The following is a 22,575-nucleotide window of genomic DNA, read 5'->3' as shown; positions in this document are numbered from 1 at the left end:
GCGAAATTAGAAAGGTTTCATGATTTAGTAATTTTTCAATTGAACTTGCTCAAAAAGCTTGTCGGTCCAAAGTCCATACATTTTTGCACTGGGATGCAATCCATCGGCGGCAAGCATGTCTGGCTTAGCTCCTTCTTTTCTGTATAGAGTGGTAATATCAATATAAGTGACATCATGCTTTTCGCAGATTTTAGCTTTCAATCGATTATAAGCATCGATTTCATCGGCAATCTTACTTTTATCTCTGCCACTTTGCGTAGCGAAAGGCGTAATTCCCCAGTCTGGGATAGATAGTACCACTACGTGATTACTATTTACCCGAGCAAAGCTGATCGCTCGTAGAAGCATTTTTTCAAACTCCTCTTCGAATTTCGAAATAGGAAGTCCACGGTATTGATTATTTACTCCAATAGAAAGGGTTACCAAATCGTAAGTATTCCCTTCTATATCGTCTCTGTTTATTCCTTGTTCCAATTCATCTACAGTCCAACCTGTCCGCGCTATCACTTTTGGAGCATCCCAAACTTTGCTGGTTTCAGAATTCAATTTAGTAATCAATTGGCTGGGATATCGGCCAGCATCACTGACACCTTCACCGATAGTGTAGCTATCTCCTAGTGCCAAATAGGTGAATTGGTTGGGGGTATCTGTTGGGTTTTCAGTCATTTGTGAATCTGAATTATCGGGAAGCATATTCTTGGAACTGTTGCAGGAAAGCATTCCTAGAATAGTTAATGTGATGAGTACAAATTTCATGTGTAATTAATTGATTGTCAATGGACACATGGCATTTGCAATAAACCTATTCTCTACATTTGAGAATCTGGGTCTTTGCGCATTTCATAGTAAGCCCTTTCTTATTTCTTACTGAAATACGGACTCAAGTAGTGAAATGGTTCCTTTGTCTGCGTCCATAGCAACTTTCGCTCCTACAGGGATGATAAATTGCTTAGAAATATGCCCAATCATCGCGCCAGAGTATGCAGGAATATTAAGCGGGAGTATATAATCATCTAGCACCTGATCCAGGGTGAGTGAACCATATCCGCCACCAGGCTCGCAATCAGAACATTGACCAAAGACAAAGCCTTTAATTTTTTCCAGCGTGCCGTTCAATTTCAGGGTGCTCATCATACGATCCATTTTGTATGGATCTTCTCCTACATCTTCGATGAAAAGAATTGCGTCTTTGAAATCAGGATAGTATGGAGAACCAGAGATTGCAGTCAATACGGATAGATTTCCCCCCAATATTTTCCCTGCAACTTTGCCAGCTTTAATTGTTTGAATGCGGTTTGATTTGACTACTAGCTCATCACTTTCGTCATGGATATTTTCGTAGGTAATCATTTCCTGCTGAAAGAATACTTTCTCAAATTGTTCCACATTGAAACTATTCCAACTACCCGAGCCCATTGGGCCATGAAAAGTAATCAAGCCAGTTTGAGCATGAATGGCACAGTGCAAAGCTGTGATATCCGAATAACCAAGTAGTGGTTTCGGGTTTTTGGAGATGGTTTTATAATCGATCAATGGCAAAATCCTGGCAGCTCCCGAACCGCCACGTATACTCACGATAGCTTTCACACCTTTGTCTGCAAACATATCATTCAAATCTCCTGCACGTTCTGCATCCGTTCCTGCCAAATGTCCTCGGCGATTCATCAGGTTTTTACCGAGTTTTACTTCGAATCCCAACGCTTCCAACGCTTCCTTAGCAAAAGTAAACTGCATTCTATCGGCCGTGGCCGCAGAAGGAGAAATCAGTCCTACCGTATCTCCTTTCTTAAGAGCCTTCGGCAAAAGAGTTTTTGCGTCGTACGCCGAATGAGCTGAATCCCAAGATACTAGTGGGAGTGAGGCTGAAAGAAGTCCAAGGGATTTGAGGAAAGCGCGTTTTTGCATGGAAAAAGGAGGTTTATACTTAAACGTGAAAATAGAGCTTTTTTATTTTGAATAGTAAGATCCTCTTCACTGGCATAAAGGGATATGGCTCGCAACGGCGCAGCGACGCAACGGATTCTCTTTAGTATTTTAGTTTTTTTGAACCTCCATTTTTTTTAATACAACGAACATAGGGGCGAAAAATCTTTCGTCCCCTCAACGATCAAAATACCTAAACCCCGCATAATATTTCCACCGATGCGTTGATCTTGTAAATCCGAAATCAAAAATCCGAAGTCCGACATTCTAAATCATATCTCTCAGCATCACCATCACTTTTTCCATTTCTCTCCTCACCTCGGAGGCTTTGTGAGGATAGTTGGAATTCATGAAAGCAAAGCAATAATACCTACCACTTTTGCCTTTTATAAGCCCAACGAGACTGTGATTATTGCTCATAGTACCAGTCTTGGCGAAAATGTAAGGTTGCTCAGCCTTATAGCTGTTTTCTAAAGTCCCGGCTTTTCCTCCAGCAGGCAAAAGTTCAAAAAGCTGCTGATCGGGCATCATCCTATAGATCTTTTCAAAAAGAGCTACCATCGTGCGCGGAGTAATGAGGTCATGACGGCTCAAACCTGATCCATCCACCCATTGGGGCTCGTCAGGCAAATCATAGAGATAGGTTTTGAGTATGTGTTCAATCGCTCGCTCGGTATCCAGTCGCTGAAAAAGCCGATCCGAAACCATCAGCATCAGTTGCTCGGCAAGGAAATTATCACTTTCCAGCATCATCTCTTTCAGGATAGGGAATAGTGGGGATCCACGCCATTCCTGATGGATTTTTGGTAAACTATCAGATTGATAAATCCATGTTTTACCTGTGGCCTCTGAGGCTAGCTTGATAAAAAGCTCTGGTGAAGTGATGAAGGGGATGAATTCCTCCTTAGCTCGGAAGGTATTTGGATTGTAGTAAAACTTATTGCTGTGAAAATCCCGCTCCAACTCTCGTATGGTTCTTTGAGTAGGAAAGACATCTGGCTGAAAACTAGGTGGAAACACGGTAGGAGCATTACCCACCTTTTTCACCTGCACCAAATTGCCATAGATTGGTAAGGAAGTACGCTCCGCGGAATAATTGTAATAATAATCATCCCATTGCCAGCCATACCCAAAGGCTGGGGACATCATATTCGCATCCGAATACACAACACGATCATAGGGTGCTAGGAAGTCTTGTAAATTAGGTTGTAAAAACTTCTTGTACTTCCAGCTAGGATCGCCAGATCCCCAGATCTTAATCGTTTTTCCTTCTGTGACATAGCGTAAAGTTTGCGTGCTGTCATTCAGAACAATTAGTGAGGAGAAGAGAGTAAAAAGCTTGGTAGTAGAAGCGGGAATAAATCGCTGATGGCTGTTTTTTTCATAGAGCACTCGCTGAGAATCCAAATCGTAAAGCATGAATCCGGTGAGATGTCCGTTGAAAAAACTTCCTTCACCTAAGGCCGATTCCAGTTTGATGTATTGATCTCGGTTGAGTTGGGCAAATAGACTGGTACTAAAGAATATTATAAAGAATAAGAGACTGAGCTGTTTACGCATACTTAATTTTTTGAAGTAGCAAAGAACACTAAAACCCAGCCAGCTATGAATGCCACTCCACCTAAAGGAGTAATGGCTCCTAGCCAGGTGATTCCTGTGAGCGAAAGCACATACAAGGAACCTGAGAAAATAAAAATCCCAACCACCATCAAGATCGCTGCAGTAGTTAGCTTTTTCCAATCAGGTTTTACAATTGCCAATAATCCTATCAAGAAAATGGCTAAGGAATGATAAAAGTGGTATTTCACTGCAGTTTCAAATGTTTCTGACCTGCCTGTTTCGGCGAGAATCTCTTTAAGTCCATGGGCTCCAAAAGCCCCGATTCCCACTGCACATGCTCCTAGTATTGCAGCCGTTTGTATGATTTGTTTTCCTTGCATTTTTTTCAATTTCTTATTGTTTCCAGTGATTTGAAAACTACATTATTTTTCATTCAATATTCATCATTCGAAATTGAACCTATATATATCGAATAGAGAACTTCCAATAATGAATATAGAAGTTAATTAGAGACAGGTATAAACCTCGCAGTTTTGTGGCTTTTCGAAGTCAAAAAACTTCCAAATCTCCCAAGCTCCAAGCCCAAGGTTTCTGAAGAAGATCATCGGTAGTAGTTACTTGACGTAGTGTCACCTCAGGTCCGATGGACATCACAGGCATCAGTCCCATGTCAATTGGTAAATCATTTTGAAATCGTAAACCTGAAAAAGAAGTAAATCTCACACTTTCATTCTTTTGTACAGTTTTCAAGCGACTGTTTAGTTGCTTCTTCTCATTTTGACCGAAACTTGGAAGTTGGAAGAAATCTACAATTCTAAGCTCTTTGCCTATTTTTCCTTCTTTGATTCTATAAATCAAAAGGTAAGTTTCACCATCAGAGATAAACTCATAGGGGAAAAGTGGGCAAGAGATGTATCTCCAATCAATGTAACCCGGGATGATATTTGTCTGGATATTTTCAGATGTAAATTTGAACTGTTCTATTTTCTGAATAATAGAGGAGATACTAATCCAGTCACTCGATTGAGACTGATTCTTACTTTTTCCTAAGCTTAGGTTAAAGTGCATTTTTAAAGGAAGCTTACCCCATTTCTCCCAGCCCATTTTCAAGTAGCCTGGTGAACTTTGGGCATTGGGAGTATTATAAATCAGGTCTATGCCTTCTTCCTTGAGGTCTTCGATAAGAGAAAGTGTAAGGCTCTTAAAAAGTCCTTTTCCTTGATAATCAGGATGGATGGCTGTATCCACTGCTCTACAAGCTTTTATGAGTTTTTCACCTTGGAGAAATTCCCACTTTAAGAATACGCGCACACCGCATATCACTCCTTCATCTTCTGCGACCAGCACAGGAGATGCGCCAAAGGGGTTTGCCACATGTTTCCAGTTCCAGAGTTCCTCAGATTTCGGGATCATACTTTCTCCCAAAGAGGCCTTCAATAAGTTAATTATTGAAGGTGAATCAGTTGAATTCGCCTTTCTGATTTGCATAGGATGAAGATAGGAATTTTGATTTTGGATTTGAGTGATTTGGTTTGATTATCCAGTTCCTTTATGGTTCACGATACTTTCCAGCTAGATCCAGCTTAGGTTATATATATATCCGCTTTTCTGCCAGTAAAGCGACTAAAGCATTTGGTAAACACTAGCATTTTGGCCACTTCGGTCACCTGTCATCGGTCTTCTTGCCGAGTAAGCAAAGAAATTTTGGTGACTGGCATCATTGCGGATAATCATATTAGGTCATTTTCTCGTAGATAATTGAGTTAAAGCTTCTCATGCGCTTTATGAGCTCTTGGACGAAGATACATACCAAACTAACTGGCACTGATAGGGTTGAAAAAATGAACCATGAGATTTACTAAGCGCTATAATTATCACCTATTTTTGCCTCTCTAATTCGAAACTTGCCCCTTGTCCTCAAGTATTTTTATATATTTGACCCAAGCTAAATTTATGCTTCTAGAATGAAGAAAATCCTGTTTTTTGCCTGTCTGGCAGTTTTTGCGACGAGTTGTATCAGTAATAAGCGAATAACTTATCTGCAAAATCTCCCTGAAAATACTCCTATAGAACTAAACGAATTCATCCCTTTTGCAGAAGTTGATTACGAATATATATTACAGCCTTTTGATATCGTAGAGATAGATTTTGCAACTTCTGACCCTGAGCTGATTGAAGCTTTTTCCTTCCAAGGTTCGCTGAATTCCGGTGGAATGGGCGGCGGAGGCGGCGGCGGTGGATCTGATCCTTTGTATTTCAGAGGATATTCTATAGATCAGCAGGGTTATGTGGAAGTGCCTAAACTTGGTAAGATCAAAATTGCTGGCCTTACAGAAGAGGCGGCTAAGGAGAAAGTACAGACAGAAATCAATAAGTTTTTTAAGGAAGAGATCTACGTGAAATTAGGAATCGCAGGGATCAGGTATACTACACTGGGAGAGTTCAATGCGGTAGGAGTCAAAGTGATCTATAAGAATAGGGCAACTATTTTTGATGCTTTGGCCAATTCAGGCGAGACAACTCTTTTGGGCAAGAAAAACAAGCTTTTTATTATCCGGCAATACGATGGGGGTACAAAGATCCACCAGATCAATTTAAATGATCGAGCAATATTGGCCAGCCCCTTTTATTTCATCCAACCTAATGATATCTTGTATATGGAACCAATGAATATCAGACAATTTGGCAACGCGGATAATTTAACGGCTTCGCTTGCTCTTTTTGCTGGTTTGCTAGCTTCCACGCTTTTAGTAATTAATTTGGTCACGGGGAATTAGTTGATATGGAGAAGTTAGACTTAAGCCAATTAGACAACGAGGAAAAGGCGCTGGAGATCAGGTATGTGATTGCCAAATACATTCGCTATTGGCCTTGGTACTTGTTTTTTATCACCTTGTTTGTAATTGCTACCTTTCTTTTTCATCGCTATACGGTAGATGAATATGAGGTGTCGGGTTCGATGGTAATCAAGACAAATACTTCCCCAGAAGCCCGAATTCTGGATAGATCAAATATTTTCTCCACAGGACTTAATCTTGAGAACGATATCCTCCGTCTAAAATCCAAGGGATTGGCACGTGAAGCATTGAAAAAACTGCACTTTGATGTGGAGTATTATGCTAAGACCACAATCAAAGCCATCGAACTTTATGATCGATCTCCGATTCGTATTGAGGTAGACTGGGATCATTTTCAAATATCGGATGTACCTATCCAATTGGAAATTCTATCTGAGAAGACTTTTAAGCTAGCACAGGAAGAAACAGGTATTATGGATCTTAATTCCGCTATGGCAGCAGGAGATGAATCCATTTATAATAAAACTTACACTTTCGGGGAAGAAATTCAAACTTCAAAATCAAAGTTCATAGTCCATCTGGTAAACCCAGGTAGAGTTAATGAACAATTGGTGTTTAAACTAAGAAATCCTAGCTCCTTGGAAGATTCCTATTCGAGATCAATCCAAGTAAGTTTACAAAATGAGTATAGCTCAGTCCTTCGATTAAGTACAACTACCAAAGTTGTTGAAAAAGGGCGGGACTATATCAATGCTGTAATGGAGTCCTATATCGCTTACGATCTGAGCGAAAAGAATAAGATACAGGAAAATACGCTAGCCTTTATTGAAGAGCAACTGGGGTTTCTGGAAGACTCACTTCAGCAGAAGGAACGTGAATTACAAGATTTCAAAGTAGAGAACAAGTTGCTGGATGTTTCTGCTGAATTCTCCAACATATTGGGAAAAATGAACAATCTCGACGAGATGAACTCTGAGATTGATTACCAGTTGGAATATTTCGAGCAAATACGCTCATACATGGAGCAAAAGAGCAAAGATTTTTCTGATGTGATTGCCCCTTCAGTAATCGGAGTTCCCGATCCCTTATTAAATGGCTTAATTCAGACCTTGGTCACACTTTCTCAGGACAGAAGAAAATTACTTGCTACTGTCAATGAAAATCACCCGGAAGTATTGAAAATTGATGTTCAAATGGAGAAAGTGCAGGATGCGCTTTTTGAAAATGTTGTCAATTTGATTGAAAACACGAAGAATAAAAAAAGTAGCATACAGCGTGATATCCGTTTTTATGATGCTGAGTTCGCTACGCTTCCTGAGTCCGAATCGGAGTATTCCGGGATATTCAGAGAGTTCAAATTGCGAGAATCTTTATACACTTATTTACTGGAAAAGCGTGCTGAGGCCGGTATCGCAATGGCTTCTAATGTGTCAGACAATGCTATTTTAGATGCTGCTAGACGCGGAACATTAATATTCCCTAAGAAGCAGCAAAATTATGGTTTGGCAATTGTTTTAGGATTATTGTTGCCTTTTGGATTTGTGGTGGTTCGGGATATTTTTGATGATACCATTAAGGATCAGAGAGACTTGAAAAAGCATTTTATGATTCCACAATTGGGAATTGTAGGCTACAGTCACAAGGATACTAATAAGGTGGTTTTGGATTTTCCCAAATCAGCTGTTGCGGAGTCTTTTAGATCACTTCGATCTGCAATTACTTATTTGGCAAGTGGGAAAAATACAAAGAAAATCTTGGTGACCTCATCAGTTTCCGGAGAAGGTAAGACGTTTACTTCCTTGAATTTAGCTTCGGCTATGGCTTTAGGTTCTAAAAAAACAGTGGTAGTCGGAGGCGATCTAAGGCGACCAAAATTAGCCTCGTATTTCGGAGAATCTGATAGGATTGGCTTATCTACCTATTTGATAGGTAAGGTGGAGGCTGATGAGATTATTTTACCCACAAGTCATGAGAATCTGTGGTTTGTACCTTCCGGTGTAATCCCCCCCAACCCCGCAGAATTACTCCAAACTCCAAGATTAATTGACTTTTTGGATTACTTAGAATCTAAGTTTGACGTAATTATTTTTGATACTCCTCCTATGGGGCTGGTTTCTGAAACTATAGATTTGATGCGATTATTCGATATCAATCTTTATGTAGTCAGACAGGATTATACTGTTAAGGATCACTTGGTTATGATTAATGATCTTTTCAATAATAAGCAAGTTAAAAATGTATATGGCGTGTTCAATGGTATTCTAAATTCAGGTTACCACTATGAAGGGTACAATTATGGCTATGGTAATACCTACCTGTATTCGCAGAACAACAAATACATGTATAACTATTATGGAGATGATCTTGAAGACAAGAAGAAGAGTATCAAGAAAAGTCAGCGAAATATTCTTCAAAAGCTTAAAAATGCATTTAAGGTGAAGTAGCAGGTTCTAGTGAGCGTGAAGTCATAATACCAATCAGAAATTCAATTTAAAATATGCCACGAACCGCAGCGCTTATCCCTGCCAGGTATGCATCTACTAGATTACCATCCAAACTTGTACAAGATTTAGGAGGTAAATCAGTCATTCAACGCACTTATTTAAGTACAGTTGAAGCAGGGGTTTTTGATGAAGTATGGGTCGTGACGGATCATTTGGAGATTAAAAAACAGATTGAAGAAGTAGGAGGAATAGTCTTTGTAAGTCAAAAGGAGCATGAGAGCGGTTCTGACAGAATTGCCGAAGCATTGAATACCGTAAATGCCGATATCATTGTAAATGTGCAGGGAGATGAGCCCTTTCAGGATAGAAAATCATTAATAGACCTTGTGGACGCTTTTAAAGATCCCAGGGTAGATGTCGCTTCACTAAGAACAAAAATTTCTGCTGCTGATGCAGAAAATCCAAATGTGGTTAAAGTTGTGGTGGATTTATGGGGAGATGCGCTTTTCTTTTCCAGATCGTTGATTCCTTATAATAGAGAGAAATTACAGGAGGTAGATTATTGGAAGCACGTTGGTATATACGCCTACAGAAGAGAAGTGCTTCAGGCATTTACTAATTTACCAAAGAGTAATTTGGAATCTATTGAAATGCTTGAGCAGCTTAGATTATTGGAGAATGGGTATAGAATACGAATGGTAGATACCTTGCATCAGACCATTTCGATTGATACCGCTGAAGACCTGGAAAAAGCGAGAAGAACTCTATGATGCTTAGAATTAATGCTTTTCTGTGAATAAGTGTAATTGCTTAAAATTCAGGCAGTTTTTAGCATTGTGATAAAAAAACAGACTAATAAAGGTGAAATGTTTAAGTTTGCGCAGTTTTTGATGGGGAAAATAAAAAATATGTATATGAGGAATTTGTCAAAGGGATTCATTTTATCCCTTGCTTTTTTACTGCTATTTGGCTGTATATCAAATGAGAAAATCATTTATCTGCAAAATCAAGAAGGAAATACTCCTATAAAAGATGGTGATTTGATTACCTACGAAATCCCAGAATACAAACTTCAGTATAACGATATTATTGACGTAAATATCCAGACTATTGAGGATATGATGCAGTTTGGCTTTAATAATAAAGCAGCAGGAGGATCTAGTCAGATGGGCAATGTAGCAAGCCAATCAGGAGGAGATATTTATTACATGACAGGTTATACCGTAGATCAGAATGGGAATATCAGATTGCCTATAGTAGGTGATGTAAAGGTAAAAGATAAGACACTTGAAGAAGCTCGATTGGATATTGAATTGAAGCTTAGGGACTATGTGAAGTCCGAGTTATATGTCAAAGTTAAGCTTGGGGGAATTCGTTATGCTGCACTGGGGGAATTTCGTAGACCGGGGAAATTCGTGGTTTTACAAGATAGAATGACCATTTTTGAAGCCATAGCCAATGCTGGAGATTTAACTCCAGTAGCTAAGCGTGACCAGATTCTTTTGATCCGCCAATACCCAGAAGGTACCAAACTACATCGAATAGATTTATTGGATCGACAGGTTGTAGAATCTCCTTTTTACTTTATTCAGCCGAATGATCAGTTGTACGCCGAACCTATGAAAGTGAGGGAAATAGGTGCAGGAGAAAATGCTGCCCAATCCATTGCCTTGGTGATTTCTGCGATTACTGCTATGGCTCTAATATTGAATTTAATCAAATAGATTTTATGTACCCGAATACTCCTAACTCTTCCAATTCAGGCCAAAATTCATTTATGGTCCAAAAAGAGGATGAGATTGATCTTAAAGTGTTGATATTTAATTATTTGCAATACTGGCTCCTTATTCTTGCCTGTATGATTGTTGGTGTGCTATGTGCCTTTCTTTTCAATAGATACGCCACAAATATTTATAAAGTAGAGTCCACTGTACTTGTTGTAGATGATAAGCCAAGTCTGGGAACAGATTTATTTGAATCAAGTGGACTAGGTATGCTGCAAGGCAAGAGTAATATTGAAAATGAAATAGGGATACTTAAGTCATTTTCCTTAGCGGAGGAAGCAGTAAGCGAACTGAATCTCAACGTGCAATACTATAAGGAGGGACTTGTTTCTACTACACAGATTTATGACAAAGTTCCAATATTAGTTTCTGTTGACTGGAAGAAAATACAGTTAGTAGGAGGGAGATTCAAAATAGAAGTGATCAGCGAAGATACCTTCGAACTTTCTATTGCAGCTAACGAATTTAAAGTTTATAATCCTGCTGATCCTTATTACAAGCTTTTACCTGAAGAAGAAGTAACCTTAAAAAAAACTGTCTATAATTTCGGTCAAGAGATTGTAGGAGCGGATTTCTCTTTCAAAATCGACCAAATTTCAGCTCTTCCTGGGGATATTCTTCAGTTTAATCTGTTAGATACGCCCACCTTAGCATTGAGGTACAAAGATGAGTTGGCTGTAGTACCTATAAATAAGCAAGCTTCAATTCTTACGCTTAGTTTAGAGACTCCTGTAAGACGCTTGGGAGAAGATTACATCAATAAAATAATGGAGATGTATCTAAGGCGGGAACTGACTGAGAAAAATAAGGCCTCTGAAAATACAGTACGATTCATAGAGGCACAACTATCGGGTATTTCAGATTCTTTACGTTTATCAGAAAATAAACTACAGAAATATAGAACTGAAAATAAGGTTTTTAACCTGTCAGAGGAAGGTGCTGTGATTTTTGAAAGACTACAGGAATTAGAAAAACAGCTCGCCGAGACTGAACTCAATTTAAAATATTATGAGACGCTTAGGGATTATGTGGCAAATAATGCCGCAGGGGATATAGTAGCGCCTTCGATTGTAGGGATTACTGATCCATTATTAAACTCCCTAGTACAGTCTTTGAGCGAGGCACAGGCAGAACGAATCAGGTTGACGTCCAATTTTACAGAACAGGCTCCAGCGGTTCGAGAAAACGCTACAAGACTGCAAAATACGAAGAAGGTTCTTCAGGAAAATGTGAATTCAGCCATAGCAAATACTAGAAATGTAGTAGCTGACTTGAAGAATCAGATTAGGATGAGTGATCAAGATGTAAATTCACTGCCAGAAACAGAGAGAAATCTCCTAGGTTATCAACGTCAATTCTCCATCAACGAGAACATCTACATTTACCTTTTGCAGAAAAAGGCCGAAGCCGAAATTACTAAAGCATCTAATATGCCGAAGAATTCTATTTTGGACTTAGCAAAAGCCAGTCAATCACCCGTGGCTCCAAAGAGATCCCTGAATTTGTTGATAGGACTAATCTTAGGGTTAATTGTGCCAATTGGTTTTATTACAATAAAAGACTTTTTGAACACAAAAATTGAGGATCCTAAGGAATTGGAGAAGCAAATTAAGGTGCCTCTAATTGGCATGATTGGAAGAAATAATGCTGATGACGCAATACCTGTATTGAATAATCCTAGGTCAACTGTTACGGAATCCTTCCGTTCCCTGAGAGCTGATATGTCTTATTTGAGTCCACATCGAGATAATTTGACTATACTTTTCACTTCATCGGTTTCTGGAGAAGGTAAAACCTTTGTATCTATCAATGTAGCTTCGGTTTATGCCTTGATGGGAAAGAAGACACTTTTGATAGGTTTGGATCTTCGAAAACCAAAGATTGCAGAAGATTTCAGCTTAGTAAATGATAAGGGCATGAGTACTTGCTTAAGCTCCGATACGCCTTGGCAAGATGTAGTAAAAGCTACAGGTCATAAAGATATGGATGTCATTCTTTCAGGACCTATCCCGCCAAATCCAGCTGAATTGTTGTTACAGGATAAATTTGGGGAAATCGTAAAAGAGATAAAACAAGTATATGACGTGGTAATCTTTGACTGTCCTCCCGTAGGATTGGTTTCTGAGACTAAAGAACTTTTTGCTTTCGCAGATATCAGTTTCTTCGTATTCCGCCAGGGATATTCTATGAAAGGAAATACTCAGATTTTAAACAATCTTGTGGAAAAAGGCGGAGTGTCAAAGATTTACGGTATTCTCAACGATGTTCATATTGACAAAGGTTATGGTTACGGGTATGGTTATGGTTACGGCTATGGCTACGGTAATAATTCATACGGTTACCACGAAGAAGTACAGTTGCCTTGGTGGAAGAGGGCATTGAGGAGAAGTTAATCTCTTGAATAAATTATGTTTTTTGAATCTTAACCTGCAGACGAAAGTTTGCGGGTTTTTTGGTGCTTATTTCTAGGAGGTAGAAAAGCCAATTACTCCCGACTGCTGTACGGGATTGATTAAGATATGAGGGTAGGACAAGGTATTAAGAAATCTTTCTGAGGAAGATTTTAGCCTTGGGCCAGACAGTAGGGAAGGAGAATCCCACCCAGTCACAAGGAGCAATCTAACTACACCGAGAGGTGGCTTTATATCAAGTATTAAATCAGAATACTGATTGCTAGACAGGTATTCAATTCCTAGTACTATGTCATTCCTCCGTATTGGGAACACAACTAAATCCTTTTAGCAGTGGCAAGCTCCCTCTCCATGTGGAGAAGGGGTGTGAGGTAGAAAGGCCAATCGCAAATTGGTCGGGATATATGAGTGGAATTACAAATCCCACTCAGTCAGCACGAACGATCTGACTACACCTAGAGGGGTTAAGTAAGGTGTTGACCATTAGAATATTAATAACTAATTTAGACTTATGAAACCAAAGGAATATGTAAGTATTACTGAGCAATTGCAGGATATGTATCCTGAAAAATCAAAGCTTGAGGTTCTCTGTATGGCTATTGAGATTGAAAGCCAGCTTAATGAAGCTAGTGGTGAGACTTCCCTAAAAGATTACCCAATCAGTATTGAAGGAGCTTTGATGGGATTCGCCCATGGTGATGACGGTGTAAAGGATGCTTTGATTAATTTTCTTCTTGCTTTTGATAGGGATTTTAAGAAGTCAGAGGAGTAGGGAGGTAATGAAGCTGCCACTGCTTTATTTTAGAAGCCAGGTATGATAGAATGGCTGAAGGGTAGTGCCATGATTAGTTCAACTTGATTGGCTGAGCAAAGATATAGGGTCAATTGCAAATGGGTAAGAATATCAAGGTAGGACATGGTGTTAAGAAATCTTCCTTAAGAAGATTTTAGCCTTGGACCAGACAGTAGGGAAGGCAAACTTCACCCGGCCATGAGCGTATGACTACACCGAGAGGGGACTCTTGCGAAATGCTGATTTTAAACAGGCCTCTTTTTTGCTGAATGGTGATTTATAAATCCAATTCTACATTAGATTTGTGCCATGGTTCAAACCGACACAGTTACTTTTTCTGATCCAAGACTTCTGGCTGGATTGTATTCAACTGCCTCATTTAGAAACCTATGTAAAACTGGTAACAAACGAAATAATTTTGTCCACAGTCTTCAGAGGCTTTTAAATACTGGGGCTAAGGGTCATACACTTAGAGGTTTATTGGACATTGGTTTTGAAGAACTGTTGAAAAACTACAGACACGAATATGTCTTTAAAAACCACTCTCCTCAACGACTACGTGCTTGAGAATCATTGCTTGGATATTTCCATTTTGTTAAATGAGTTTCAGATCGGTAAGTCTATCGCTGATGCAGTTCTGGTCAATGGAACAAATAAGGTGTTTGAAATCAAAACAGAGCTGGATTCACCTCATCGATTAAACTCCCAACTACAAGACTATAAAAAGGCATTTTCTGAGGTTTATCTGGTAGTGCATCAGAACCAAGTTGATAAATACGCATCAATCATTTCTTCAGAAATAGGTTTGCTAAGTTTTTCTGAGCAAATGGGAATTTCTAATTGCAAAGATGCTACTCAAGATAATAGTCTATTGGATATAGATGCAATGGTTAAGTCGTTACTTAAAGATGAGCTGACTCAGCTTGCAACGGGCTTGTCTGGAGAGATTCCCAAGGCTACGCCGATGAGACTCTTTAAAGCTTGCCAAGAACTAGTAAGGGAATACCAACCTATTCAAGTTCAAAAACAATACTTACAAATCATCAAAAAAAGAATCAATCCAGCGACGAATGAATTGATCAAATCTGATCAAATGCCAGCTTGGCTGAAATTCTTTTGCTACACAGAAATCGAGCCTGACTAATTGTACACACTGGGTTGATTATCATACATGCGAGATTCCATCTGACCATTAGAAGACAATTATAAACAGATGAAAATATTAAAGAAAAAGACTATATTCACTTAATAGATAGTTTGGATATAACCTTTTGACTATATGTATTTTCCATTTTTAAGAGGCAAGCAATATGAGCTGATTGCGCTACGGGGATTTGTGTCATTCCCTATTCTATATTTTATGTTTTCATCAATTTTTTAGCCAAATAATAATCCGATGATTAAGAAAAAAAGCCTGAAACTGTTGATTTCAGAAAAACTTCTGGATTCTGAAATATTATTGAAGAACAATAGATTTGCTACCAGCGTTTATATTGCAGGATATTCAGTTGAACTTGCGTTGAAACTTAAACTTTGTAGGATGTTTAAGTTTAAAGAAGGGTTTCCGGAAAATAGAGAAGAATTTGGTGCTTATCAAAATTCAGGAGGTTCTAAGGAAAGACTTGACGGTGTAATATCCCAGATTCGTCAAATTAGAAATCATGATCTTAATAGATTATTGTTCTATTCAGGGGCTGAGATAAAGATAAAAGAGAATAAATTTGAGCAATGGCTAATTGTAAACGCTTGGGATCCTGAACTTAGATATACATTAAGGGAAGTAAGTAAAAATGAAGCGATGGATTTTTTCGGTTCTTCAACTGAATTGATTCAATACATTCTTAAAAAATAAGTAGTTATGGCAAAGCGAAATCAACATGTGATTCCCTTAGGTAATGGATGGGCTGTCAAAAAGGAAGGTAGCAGTAGGTTTACTGTTATTACTGATAATCAGCGTGATGCTATCAAGGTTGCGAGGGAAATCGCTAAAAATAATCAGTCTGAACTGATTGTTCACGGAAGGGATGGTAAAATAAGGGAGAAAAATAGTTATGGTAAGGATCCGCATCCTCCAAAGGGATAAATCCTTCTATGGATAATGAGCCACCCGCTTAGTGGAGAAAACTACCGCTTCCAACAATCCAGCATTAAATCTACCTCACCCTAGGCCTCTCCTCAAGGAGAGGGGACTAGGCACTGCTAGCATTAAAGCATTTACTTCCAATCACCTTCTGTCTATATTGACCAGTAAATGACCTACTCCTCCAACCTTTTTTACGGAGCTTCATCAGCCACACACCAAAAAGCAAAAGAATTGCGGAAAAGGTTAACCCCTGCCGAGCGAAAGCTCTGGGAAGAGCTTCAAAACAAACAATTAGACGGCTACACTTGCCGAGTTTTTTAAGCTCTTCAATAAACAAGGATGCAATTCCTCTCCAACCTAAATTCCAAACACGATTAGCATCCAATGGTGTTCCTATTTTTAATTGCCCATATCCAAGTGGCGGATATGATTCAGATAGTTTGGATTAACTATGGAAAGCTCATGAAAAACATTCGCGCAGGTCACCGCATCCTCTTTGGCATCTTCTTCCTTTTTCACTTTAAATCCGAATTCCCGGCCTAGTTCAGCAAGCTTTTCAGAATTTCCGGAAAACTCAACCAAGCTTAAAACATCTGTATACCAGAAATTGAAATTTTCTATACTGTAATTCAAAAATAAGGTCTTAAGAATACTCAATTCTACAACCGAATCATAAATTACAAGTAAATTGTTATTGCAGATTTCTGATAACTTAGAATCCCAAAGTTTTTTAAAATTTTGAACATGTTCTAGTTCGTGAAGCCTCACAACACGGTCTTTGGGTATAAGAAACGCATCTTCCTCATCGGGGGGAAGGATATTATAGTTGGTCCAATAAACGAGTTCTCCATTTTTCACAAAAGCCAGTCCCAAATTACAGACGATTTCCTTTGGTGAATTGCCAAATTGAAAAGCCATACAGATGAAATCAAATTCATTATCAAAATAATCTGGAAACTTGTGGGGGTTTTTAAAATCCCCCTTTCTAATTTGCTGCTTGATAGCCTTTAAATATTGAGGTTTAAATTTGATGCACTTTTTCTTAAAATAGTCTAGCCAATGTTTAAGGGAATAAGGAGGTTCATTCTCAACAGTTTCGAAAAACAAATACTCATTTTCCATATCTGGGGAAATTGCCATGGGCGAAAAAGTAGGCAACTTTTCTTTGTCAAATAAATCCTTAAACCAAATCATACCGTTTATCTATTTGGCTTTCCAAAAATCAAATCCTCGTTTAAAAATGATATTTAAGTTAATAAAAAGCAACGGATAATTCAAATTGGGGGTGGAATTACAAATCCCACCCAGTCCTATGAGCGATATGACTACACCGAGGTGAGAGCCATGTGTTCCATTTTTTTTTCCACTGTGTTGGTTTTTGGCAATGAAATCATTGTTAAAGTAGATGACAATGATTTTTTTGCTAACTGGATTTGCGAGGTATAGAGTGAAAGCGCGAAGGTTTCTTCTAAAATGCTGATTGTTTGACATATACTGTCGTTATTAGTTTTTTCTTGATGGGTTTACTGTAAATCATTCGCTAGTTTCGAAGAGCACAAAGAATCATGAAAATATGAGTTTATGTGCTCTCCACTTATTATCAACTTAAACAAAATCATCATGGCTGTTAAACACACCCCAACAAACGAAGTTCATCAAGGACAAAAGGGAGGAAGAACCGGATGTGGTTTCGATACCACTGAAAAAGCAGAGCATTGGGTTAATACCAATGAAAGAATTACATGCGCAAAGAATGGGTGCAAGTAGAAAAGTTGTTCAATTGACTTTCTAAGAACTGAAAAATACCCTGTACAAGGTATGTTCCCGTATTATTTTAATTCCTTTCTTGTGACTGTTCTTTAAAGCCTGAAGGTCTCATTCTCGAGACTGGAAGGATTCGGGAACTACGCCAACTTTTATAGCATCCACCTGGGCTTAAATCTGGAACTCTTCAAACACCTTTTGATCTAGAAATCTCTAGGATAGCACAGACTATCGCCTTCTCCTCAAGGAGAAGGAGGGATGAGGTAGAAAAGCCAATTGCAAATTGCTTCGGATACCAGGGTAGGACAAGGTATTAAGAAATCTTTCTGAGGAAGATTTTAACCTTGGGCCAGACAGCAGGGAAGGAGAATCCCACCCAGTCTCCACGAGCGATTTGACTACGCCGAGTGGGGAACACTATTTCAGGACCGGACACACAGTCTATAAAACAAAAAGTCCTGAGTTTATCAGGACTTTTTGTTTTATGATGTTATGATTGTTGCTTCTTGCAGCTCAATTGCTAACATATGGAGCGTTTTCTCTATTTTTTTAGCCTGCTCTAGAGAGGGGCTTTTCGCTCCTGACACATATTGCCTTAGGAGTCCGGGGTTCATACCCGCATGTTCTGCAACAGTTGATATTTTCAAGAAGTCAAACTTCTGAAACAATGCATAGATGTCATATTGAGGGATAAATTCTACGCATTGTGGATCCAATTCTTCAAAGTCCCATAATAAGGCTTTGATTTTTGATTCAAGTTCATCTACTGTGTTTGCAAAGTCTGTGATTAAGTTGTCATTGTACTCGATTCTTCCCCACAGTTCTTTGCCATCCTGTCTTTCGATGGTTAGAGGGATTTTTACGATTTGCATGGACGATGGTGTTGTGTTGTCGTTTTGTTTGTAATCTGTCGTTATCTGGATTTTCCGAACTAGGTGGGGGCTATTTTAGCCCCGCCTGCTTCAGAATGGAATTTAAGGTTCCTATAGGTATGTCCCCGCCATGGATGGGGACTGTTACTTTTCCCGGCTTAGTCGGGTGAATTAATTGAAGATGGCTTCCTTTCTGTTCTTTTTTGTACCAGCCATCTTTATGAAGTAACTTTTGCAACTCTTTTACTTTCATACGTCAAAGGTAACAAATATGTTACTTTCTATGCAAATGAAAAAGTAACTTTTTTGCTACTTATTTTTAATAGTCTCGTTTTTTACCCCTCTTTTCCTATTATTCACGAAACGTAACTTTTCTATTTGGAAGATTTTTAACTGTCTGTCTGTTTTTTTCACAATTGACATTGAGGTTGCTCGCAGCATTGACATAATTGCCAATACTCCCCTCAATTTCCTCCCATTTTCTTGTAAAATACCCTGTACAGGGTATATAAAGTTCCGATTTCTCCCTTTTATTGCAATAACCTTTTAGTAGAGACTACTTCGCCAACTTTTATCACCCATCCGGCCTTAAATCCGGAAATACTTCTGAACCCAATCTAACCCAGATGTACAAACTTCTGTACGGCTTCCTATTTATAGTTTTCTTTCTACTTGCAGCCCAACTTCAGGCGCAGACAGTCTTCGTCACCAAGACAGGAGCGAAGTTCCACAAGGAATCCTGCCGCTACTCTAAAACAGGCTGGGCATCGGATCTGACAGTAGCCAAAAAGAAAGGCTTAACAGCCTGCTTGGTATGCAAGCCTTCTAGTACTGAAATGGGTGCAGCCAAACCAATCCCACTGTCAGCAGAAACAAAAAAGATAGAGCCAAGCAAAGAAATCAAGCCGACTCAGACGACTTCCTACCAATGCAAAGCAACCACTAAAGCAGGAACCAGATGCTCAAAAAATCCGCTGCTGGAAGTAGCTATTGATGGCAGCATGGGGATTGAGAATAAATATTTGTATTGGACCGCATAGTTATTAACTAGAAGTGCCATGCGCCTTCTCCTTCAGGAGAAGGCGGGATGAGGTAGAAAACCAATTGCAAATTGGTAAGGATATCAGGGTGGAATTACAAATCCCACCCAGTAACCAAGACGATTTAACTACACCCAGACGGGGATATAAAAAATGCTGTTACCTACCTACATAAAGGTCTTGATTTATTGGACGTAAAGGATGTAGTCTATTGGACTCTGGCAAAAGACGCCATGGCTGAGATATTGGAGTTTCAAGCTGAAGTAAAATAAGTGTGGGATTTGGATTTCAAGTTGATATTATATTGAAACTTTTAGAAGTAAAATGAATGACTCACCTATAAAATATCAGAGAAGAATAGTTTGTTTTTTGGATGTGCTTGGCTTTGCATCCCTGCTAAATGAATTTGAACATGATGCCGATTTAGAAAATGAAGTGTTTTCTTCAGATAATTTAGTCTCTGCAAAGGCTAATGAGTTTATTATTGCTTTTAAGTCCGTAGTACAATTAATCCCCAAGAACTATTGCAGGTATTATCTTTTTAGCGACAATATTTGTATTTCCGCCGATGTAGAGGAAGATAGAAATATAGCAAATGAGATATTGTTTGTAGTTTCCAATCTCTTCCAACGAATGGCTTCCTTGGGATATTTCCTAAGAGGAGGGATTGATTATGGCTGGATGCTGGATGAAGAGGATATCGCAGTAGGAATACCATTGGCCAATGCATATCATCTAGAATCTAAAGTTGCCATATATCCACGCGTAGTTATTTCGGATTCGTTTTGTGATTTATTAAAAGACATTGATGCTGATTTTGATTATCAGCTTAAGAGTGATGAAGGCCTCACTTATATAGATCCATTCTATAGCGTTATTAAGGCAGCCGATAGAGTAGAGTTTTTCGAAACCTATAGGGTAAAGATCCAAGAGAAATTGGCAATTAAGTATGATGATCCAAAAATTGAAATAAAGTTTAAATGGCTAGCTGAAACCTACAACTTCTTTCTTGAAGAGTTTATTGAGAAAAACGGGATTATGCTTGAGGATGAAGAAGTGAGTGAAGAGGAATTAGATAGATTGAGAACCTTAAAAATCGAATTGGTATGAGTTCAACATTGAAATATGTGCCTGTTTTTAGAGCTAGACAGCAGGAAATTCTAGTTTTAAAAGAAACTGATTTTGGAAATAGCATCTATCCAATGGTAGAGGTTATAAAGGAAAAGGATAGGAAAAATAACCAACAAAGTTCATTCGAAATCTATAGCGATCTAATCGGTTCAATCTCTTCAGATTATGTGTTTTTGAGCTTGCCCAATTACATTAAACTTTCTAATAGTACCCAATCAGATGTAGTTACTTTTTCTCGAATTGTCCTGGAATCTGTTTCTGGAAGAGTAGATTTTTTGGGGCAATTTAGAGCGATTGAAAGAGTAGTTCCAGTGATTTCTTCTCTTTTGAATCTTTTAGGGGAAGCAGATACAATTAGAAGACAAAGCGAGGAGTTAGTTGGGAAGTATTCTAAAATTGCCTACATGACAAGTCCTGATTCTTTTGAAGAAGATCTAGTTGAAATTGAACAATTCATAAGAAATGGATCCGACTTCTTTATTTATGATTTGGGAACAGTAAGCCCAACTAATCCGATTTTTAGAAAACATAATCGCGTTTTAAGAGACCGTTTTAAAAGCGTGACGAAGATCATTATTCGAAGTGCATTAAACTCCGATATTAAGAATGTAGAATTGGATCATAATGATGTGATTTCTGAAGCCGATAATAGCCTGATTGAATCCTTTGAAAGAGAGTTATTTGATGCCTTTGGAGATTATGCAGGTATCAAAAAGGATGACATGAGTGCAGGAGGCACAATTAGTCCAGGATTTATTTTCTATGATCCCTATGACAACCTTTATTATGGTTTTAAGGCAGAAGTGAAGAAACTGGAACAGTTCAAGGATTTCATTGTCCCAGCTGTTTTAGGAAGTGCAGCATATAACAGGCTTGACCATGATTACTCAACATTTGTTGAAGGGAACCCAGGAGTCCAGATGCTCCGTGATATTCTAAGTGGTGTAGAGAATGGTAAAAATCAAGCTAAATTCAAAAAAATAGCCATGCTACACTACCTTCATTGTATGAAGGTTTGGATAGATGAAGGTCGAACAATACCACTTTATCAAGAGTAAACCAAAGACGGACTGACAGGATGATTAAAGAAATATTGGTAATCTAAAGGAAGAATCTCCGAAGATCTTTCCTTAATGAAACCCCATTTTTTTGAGTAACGTTTTTTCAGTGCTTTTTTTACCCCCTCATTAATTTGTCCAGCAGAGTAGGTTTCCAATACCGCATCAGGCTCACTTGACTTAAATGTGGTTTTTAGCTCTCTTGAAGTAAGAATAGAGAGTTGTGATTTTGGATCTAAATTTTTGTTTTTCTTAGCTACTCTTATTCTTTTAAGGGATTTATCTTTAAGTGTATAGATCCCAAAGATTCCCGGAATAATTATTTTTGCCTTAGCTAGGTGCTTATCTGCTACAACCAAATAATTGTATTCAAATAATTTTAAGTAATCCTGACTTTGCTTTTCAAGTTTTTCAAGTGAATCAAATTCAGATTTTATTTCATAAGCTGTAGTCACCCCATTTATTTTTAGTAGATCAAGCCGTGATGTTAATGCACCAACTTCGAAGGCTCCAATAATATTCTCTTCAAACAAAGACTGGGTCAACAGCTGTTTGAAAAATAGCTCATCCTCGAAATGAGAAAGGGCAAATGAATTCAGCTGACGTAGAAACTCAAGTTTTGATCCGCTTGTAACAGTGAGGTTCGGAATAAAGCTCCCAAGCCACTTATTCAGCTCTTTCTCGCTTTTAAGAGGATGGTAACTTTTGAAGTTTTTGGCATTAAAAAACCCCCTAAGGTGATCCATGTTTTCCATAGGCAAATAAAGGTCTTCAAATCAGATGGAGCAAATCTAAAGCCATAAAACCACTCAATTATTCTTTTGAATTAGCGGCATGACGCTTAGTTAAGAGTTTTAAATTAATTGGAACGGGATCTATTATAGGAGCTGTGGCAAGGTCTAATATCCAGTAGA

At 38.5% G+C, this 22,575-nt stretch carries 22 protein-coding genes; 13 read left to right on the top strand and 9 right to left on the bottom strand.

Annotated elements, in window-relative coordinates; genetic code table 11:
• Positions 1 to 24: 24 nt before the first annotated feature.
• The 5 genes from ESV85_RS20750 to ESV85_RS20730 form a co-directional block, all read right to left on the bottom strand.
• A complete protein-coding gene (locus ESV85_RS20750) occupies positions 25 to 756 on the bottom strand; it encodes an SGNH/GDSL hydrolase family protein (protein WP_146921042.1) in 732 nt (243 codons plus the stop codon).
• 108 nt (positions 757 to 864) lie between these two features.
• Positions 865 to 1,905: an LD-carboxypeptidase gene (locus tag ESV85_RS20745; protein ID WP_146921040.1), complete on the bottom strand. Its 1,041-nt coding sequence runs from the start codon at positions 1,903 to 1,905 to the stop codon at positions 865 to 867.
• 285 nt (positions 1,906 to 2,190) lie between these two features.
• Positions 2,191 to 3,483, bottom strand: coding sequence for a D-alanyl-D-alanine carboxypeptidase (locus ESV85_RS20740; RefSeq protein WP_146921038.1), 1,293 nt, complete (start codon positions 3,481 to 3,483; stop codon positions 2,191 to 2,193).
• 2 nt (positions 3,484 to 3,485) lie between these two features.
• Positions 3,486 to 3,863, bottom strand: coding sequence for a DUF423 domain-containing protein (locus ESV85_RS20735; RefSeq protein ID WP_146921036.1), 378 nt, complete (start codon positions 3,861 to 3,863; stop codon positions 3,486 to 3,488).
• 169 nt (positions 3,864 to 4,032) lie between these two features.
• Complete coding sequence (locus tag ESV85_RS20730; protein WP_146921034.1) at positions 4,033 to 4,971, bottom strand: GNAT family N-acetyltransferase; 939 nt, start codon at positions 4,969 to 4,971, stop codon at positions 4,033 to 4,035.
• Positions 4,972 to 5,447: 476 nt separating this feature from the next.
• Between ESV85_RS20730 and ESV85_RS20725 the strand changes: the two genes are divergently transcribed.
• The 10 genes from ESV85_RS20725 to ESV85_RS20680 all read left to right on the top strand — a co-directional run bounded on the left by ESV85_RS20725 (position 5,448) and on the right by ESV85_RS20680 (position 16,117).
• The gene (locus ESV85_RS20725) at positions 5,448 to 6,260 is read left to right on the top strand and encodes a polysaccharide biosynthesis/export family protein (protein WP_146921032.1); all 813 of its coding nucleotides are present in this window, start codon (positions 5,448 to 5,450) and stop codon (positions 6,258 to 6,260) included.
• A 5-nt stretch (positions 6,261 to 6,265) separates the two neighbouring features.
• Positions 6,266 to 8,725, top strand: a complete 2,460-nt coding sequence (locus tag ESV85_RS20720) for a GumC family protein (protein WP_146921030.1) — start codon at positions 6,266 to 6,268, stop codon at positions 8,723 to 8,725.
• 53 nt (positions 8,726 to 8,778) lie between these two features.
• Positions 8,779 to 9,495, top strand: a complete 717-nt coding sequence (kdsB, locus tag ESV85_RS20715; protein ID WP_146921028.1) for a 3-deoxy-manno-octulosonate cytidylyltransferase — start codon at positions 8,779 to 8,781, stop codon at positions 9,493 to 9,495.
• A 144-nt stretch (positions 9,496 to 9,639) separates the two neighbouring features.
• Positions 9,640 to 10,449 (top strand): polysaccharide biosynthesis/export family protein, encoded by an 810-nt coding sequence (locus ESV85_RS20710; protein WP_146921026.1) that lies wholly within the window; start codon positions 9,640 to 9,642, stop codon positions 10,447 to 10,449.
• Positions 10,450 to 10,454: 5 nt separating this feature from the next.
• A complete protein-coding gene (locus ESV85_RS20705) occupies positions 10,455 to 12,902 on the top strand; it encodes a GumC family protein (protein WP_146921024.1) in 2,448 nt (815 codons plus the stop codon).
• Positions 12,903 to 13,431: 529 nt separating this feature from the next.
• Complete coding sequence (locus ESV85_RS20700) at positions 13,432 to 13,692, top strand: hypothetical protein (RefSeq protein WP_146921022.1); 261 nt, start codon at positions 13,432 to 13,434, stop codon at positions 13,690 to 13,692.
• 547 nt (positions 13,693 to 14,239) lie between these two features.
• The gene (locus ESV85_RS20695) at positions 14,240 to 14,857 is read left to right on the top strand and encodes a sce7726 family protein (RefSeq protein WP_146921020.1); all 618 of its coding nucleotides are present in this window, start codon (positions 14,240 to 14,242) and stop codon (positions 14,855 to 14,857) included.
• A gap of 252 nt (positions 14,858 to 15,109) precedes the next feature.
• Complete coding sequence (locus ESV85_RS20690; RefSeq protein WP_146921019.1) at positions 15,110 to 15,565, top strand: hypothetical protein; 456 nt, start codon at positions 15,110 to 15,112, stop codon at positions 15,563 to 15,565.
• Between the two features lie 6 nt (positions 15,566 to 15,571).
• Entirely contained in the window at positions 15,572 to 15,796 is a 225-nt protein-coding gene (locus ESV85_RS20685) for a DUF2188 domain-containing protein (protein WP_146921017.1), read from the top strand.
• A gap of 168 nt (positions 15,797 to 15,964) precedes the next feature.
• Positions 15,965 to 16,117, top strand: coding sequence for a DUF559 domain-containing protein (locus tag ESV85_RS20680; RefSeq protein WP_146921015.1), 153 nt, complete (start codon positions 15,965 to 15,967; stop codon positions 16,115 to 16,117).
• A gap of 78 nt (positions 16,118 to 16,195) precedes the next feature.
• Here ESV85_RS20680 and ESV85_RS20675 read toward each other — a convergent pair whose 3' ends face one another.
• The 3 genes from ESV85_RS20675 to ESV85_RS20665 all read right to left on the bottom strand — a co-directional run bounded on the left by ESV85_RS20675 (position 16,196) and on the right by ESV85_RS20665 (position 18,685).
• Positions 16,196 to 16,990, bottom strand: a complete 795-nt coding sequence (locus ESV85_RS20675) for a hypothetical protein (RefSeq protein WP_146921013.1) — start codon at positions 16,988 to 16,990, stop codon at positions 16,196 to 16,198.
• Between the two features lie 1,052 nt (positions 16,991 to 18,042).
• Positions 18,043 to 18,432, bottom strand: a complete 390-nt coding sequence (locus tag ESV85_RS20670; protein ID WP_146921011.1) for a helix-turn-helix domain-containing protein — start codon at positions 18,430 to 18,432, stop codon at positions 18,043 to 18,045.
• A 70-nt stretch (positions 18,433 to 18,502) separates the two neighbouring features.
• Entirely contained in the window at positions 18,503 to 18,685 is a 183-nt protein-coding gene (locus tag ESV85_RS20665) for a type II toxin-antitoxin system HicA family toxin (protein ID WP_146921009.1), read from the bottom strand.
• A gap of 373 nt (positions 18,686 to 19,058) precedes the next feature.
• Here ESV85_RS20665 and ESV85_RS20660 point away from each other — a divergent pair, with 373 nt between their 5' ends.
• From ESV85_RS20660 to ESV85_RS20650, 3 genes are all read left to right on the top strand, one after another.
• Positions 19,059 to 19,472: a hypothetical protein gene (locus ESV85_RS20660; RefSeq protein WP_146921007.1), complete on the top strand. Its 414-nt coding sequence runs from the start codon at positions 19,059 to 19,061 to the stop codon at positions 19,470 to 19,472.
• A gap of 324 nt (positions 19,473 to 19,796) precedes the next feature.
• Positions 19,797 to 20,582: a hypothetical protein gene (locus ESV85_RS20655; protein ID WP_146921005.1), complete on the top strand. Its 786-nt coding sequence runs from the start codon at positions 19,797 to 19,799 to the stop codon at positions 20,580 to 20,582.
• Positions 20,579 to 21,661 carry a beta family protein gene (locus ESV85_RS20650; protein WP_146921003.1) on the top strand — a complete coding sequence of 361 codons (1,083 nt, stop codon included), beginning with the start codon at positions 20,579 to 20,581 and terminating at the stop codon, positions 21,659 to 21,661. Before ESV85_RS20655 ends, ESV85_RS20650 begins: the two co-directional genes overlap by 4 nt.
• On the opposite strand, the gene ESV85_RS20645 is transcribed toward ESV85_RS20650, so the two are convergent.
• Positions 21,652 to 22,407 (bottom strand): sce7726 family protein, encoded by a 756-nt coding sequence (locus tag ESV85_RS20645; RefSeq protein ID WP_223276074.1) that lies wholly within the window; start codon positions 22,405 to 22,407, stop codon positions 21,652 to 21,654. The genes ESV85_RS20650 and ESV85_RS20645 overlap by 10 nt on opposite strands.
• Positions 22,408 to 22,575: the final 168 nt, after the last annotated feature.

It is taken from the genome of Algoriphagus aquimarinus (assembly GCF_007997215.1).
In the GTDB taxonomy this organism is placed as follows: Bacteria; Bacteroidota; Bacteroidia; order Cytophagales; family Cyclobacteriaceae; genus Algoriphagus; species Algoriphagus aquimarinus_A.
Note: the sequence above shows the minus strand (reverse complement) of the source record. Positions and strands in the feature narration are given on the sequence as shown.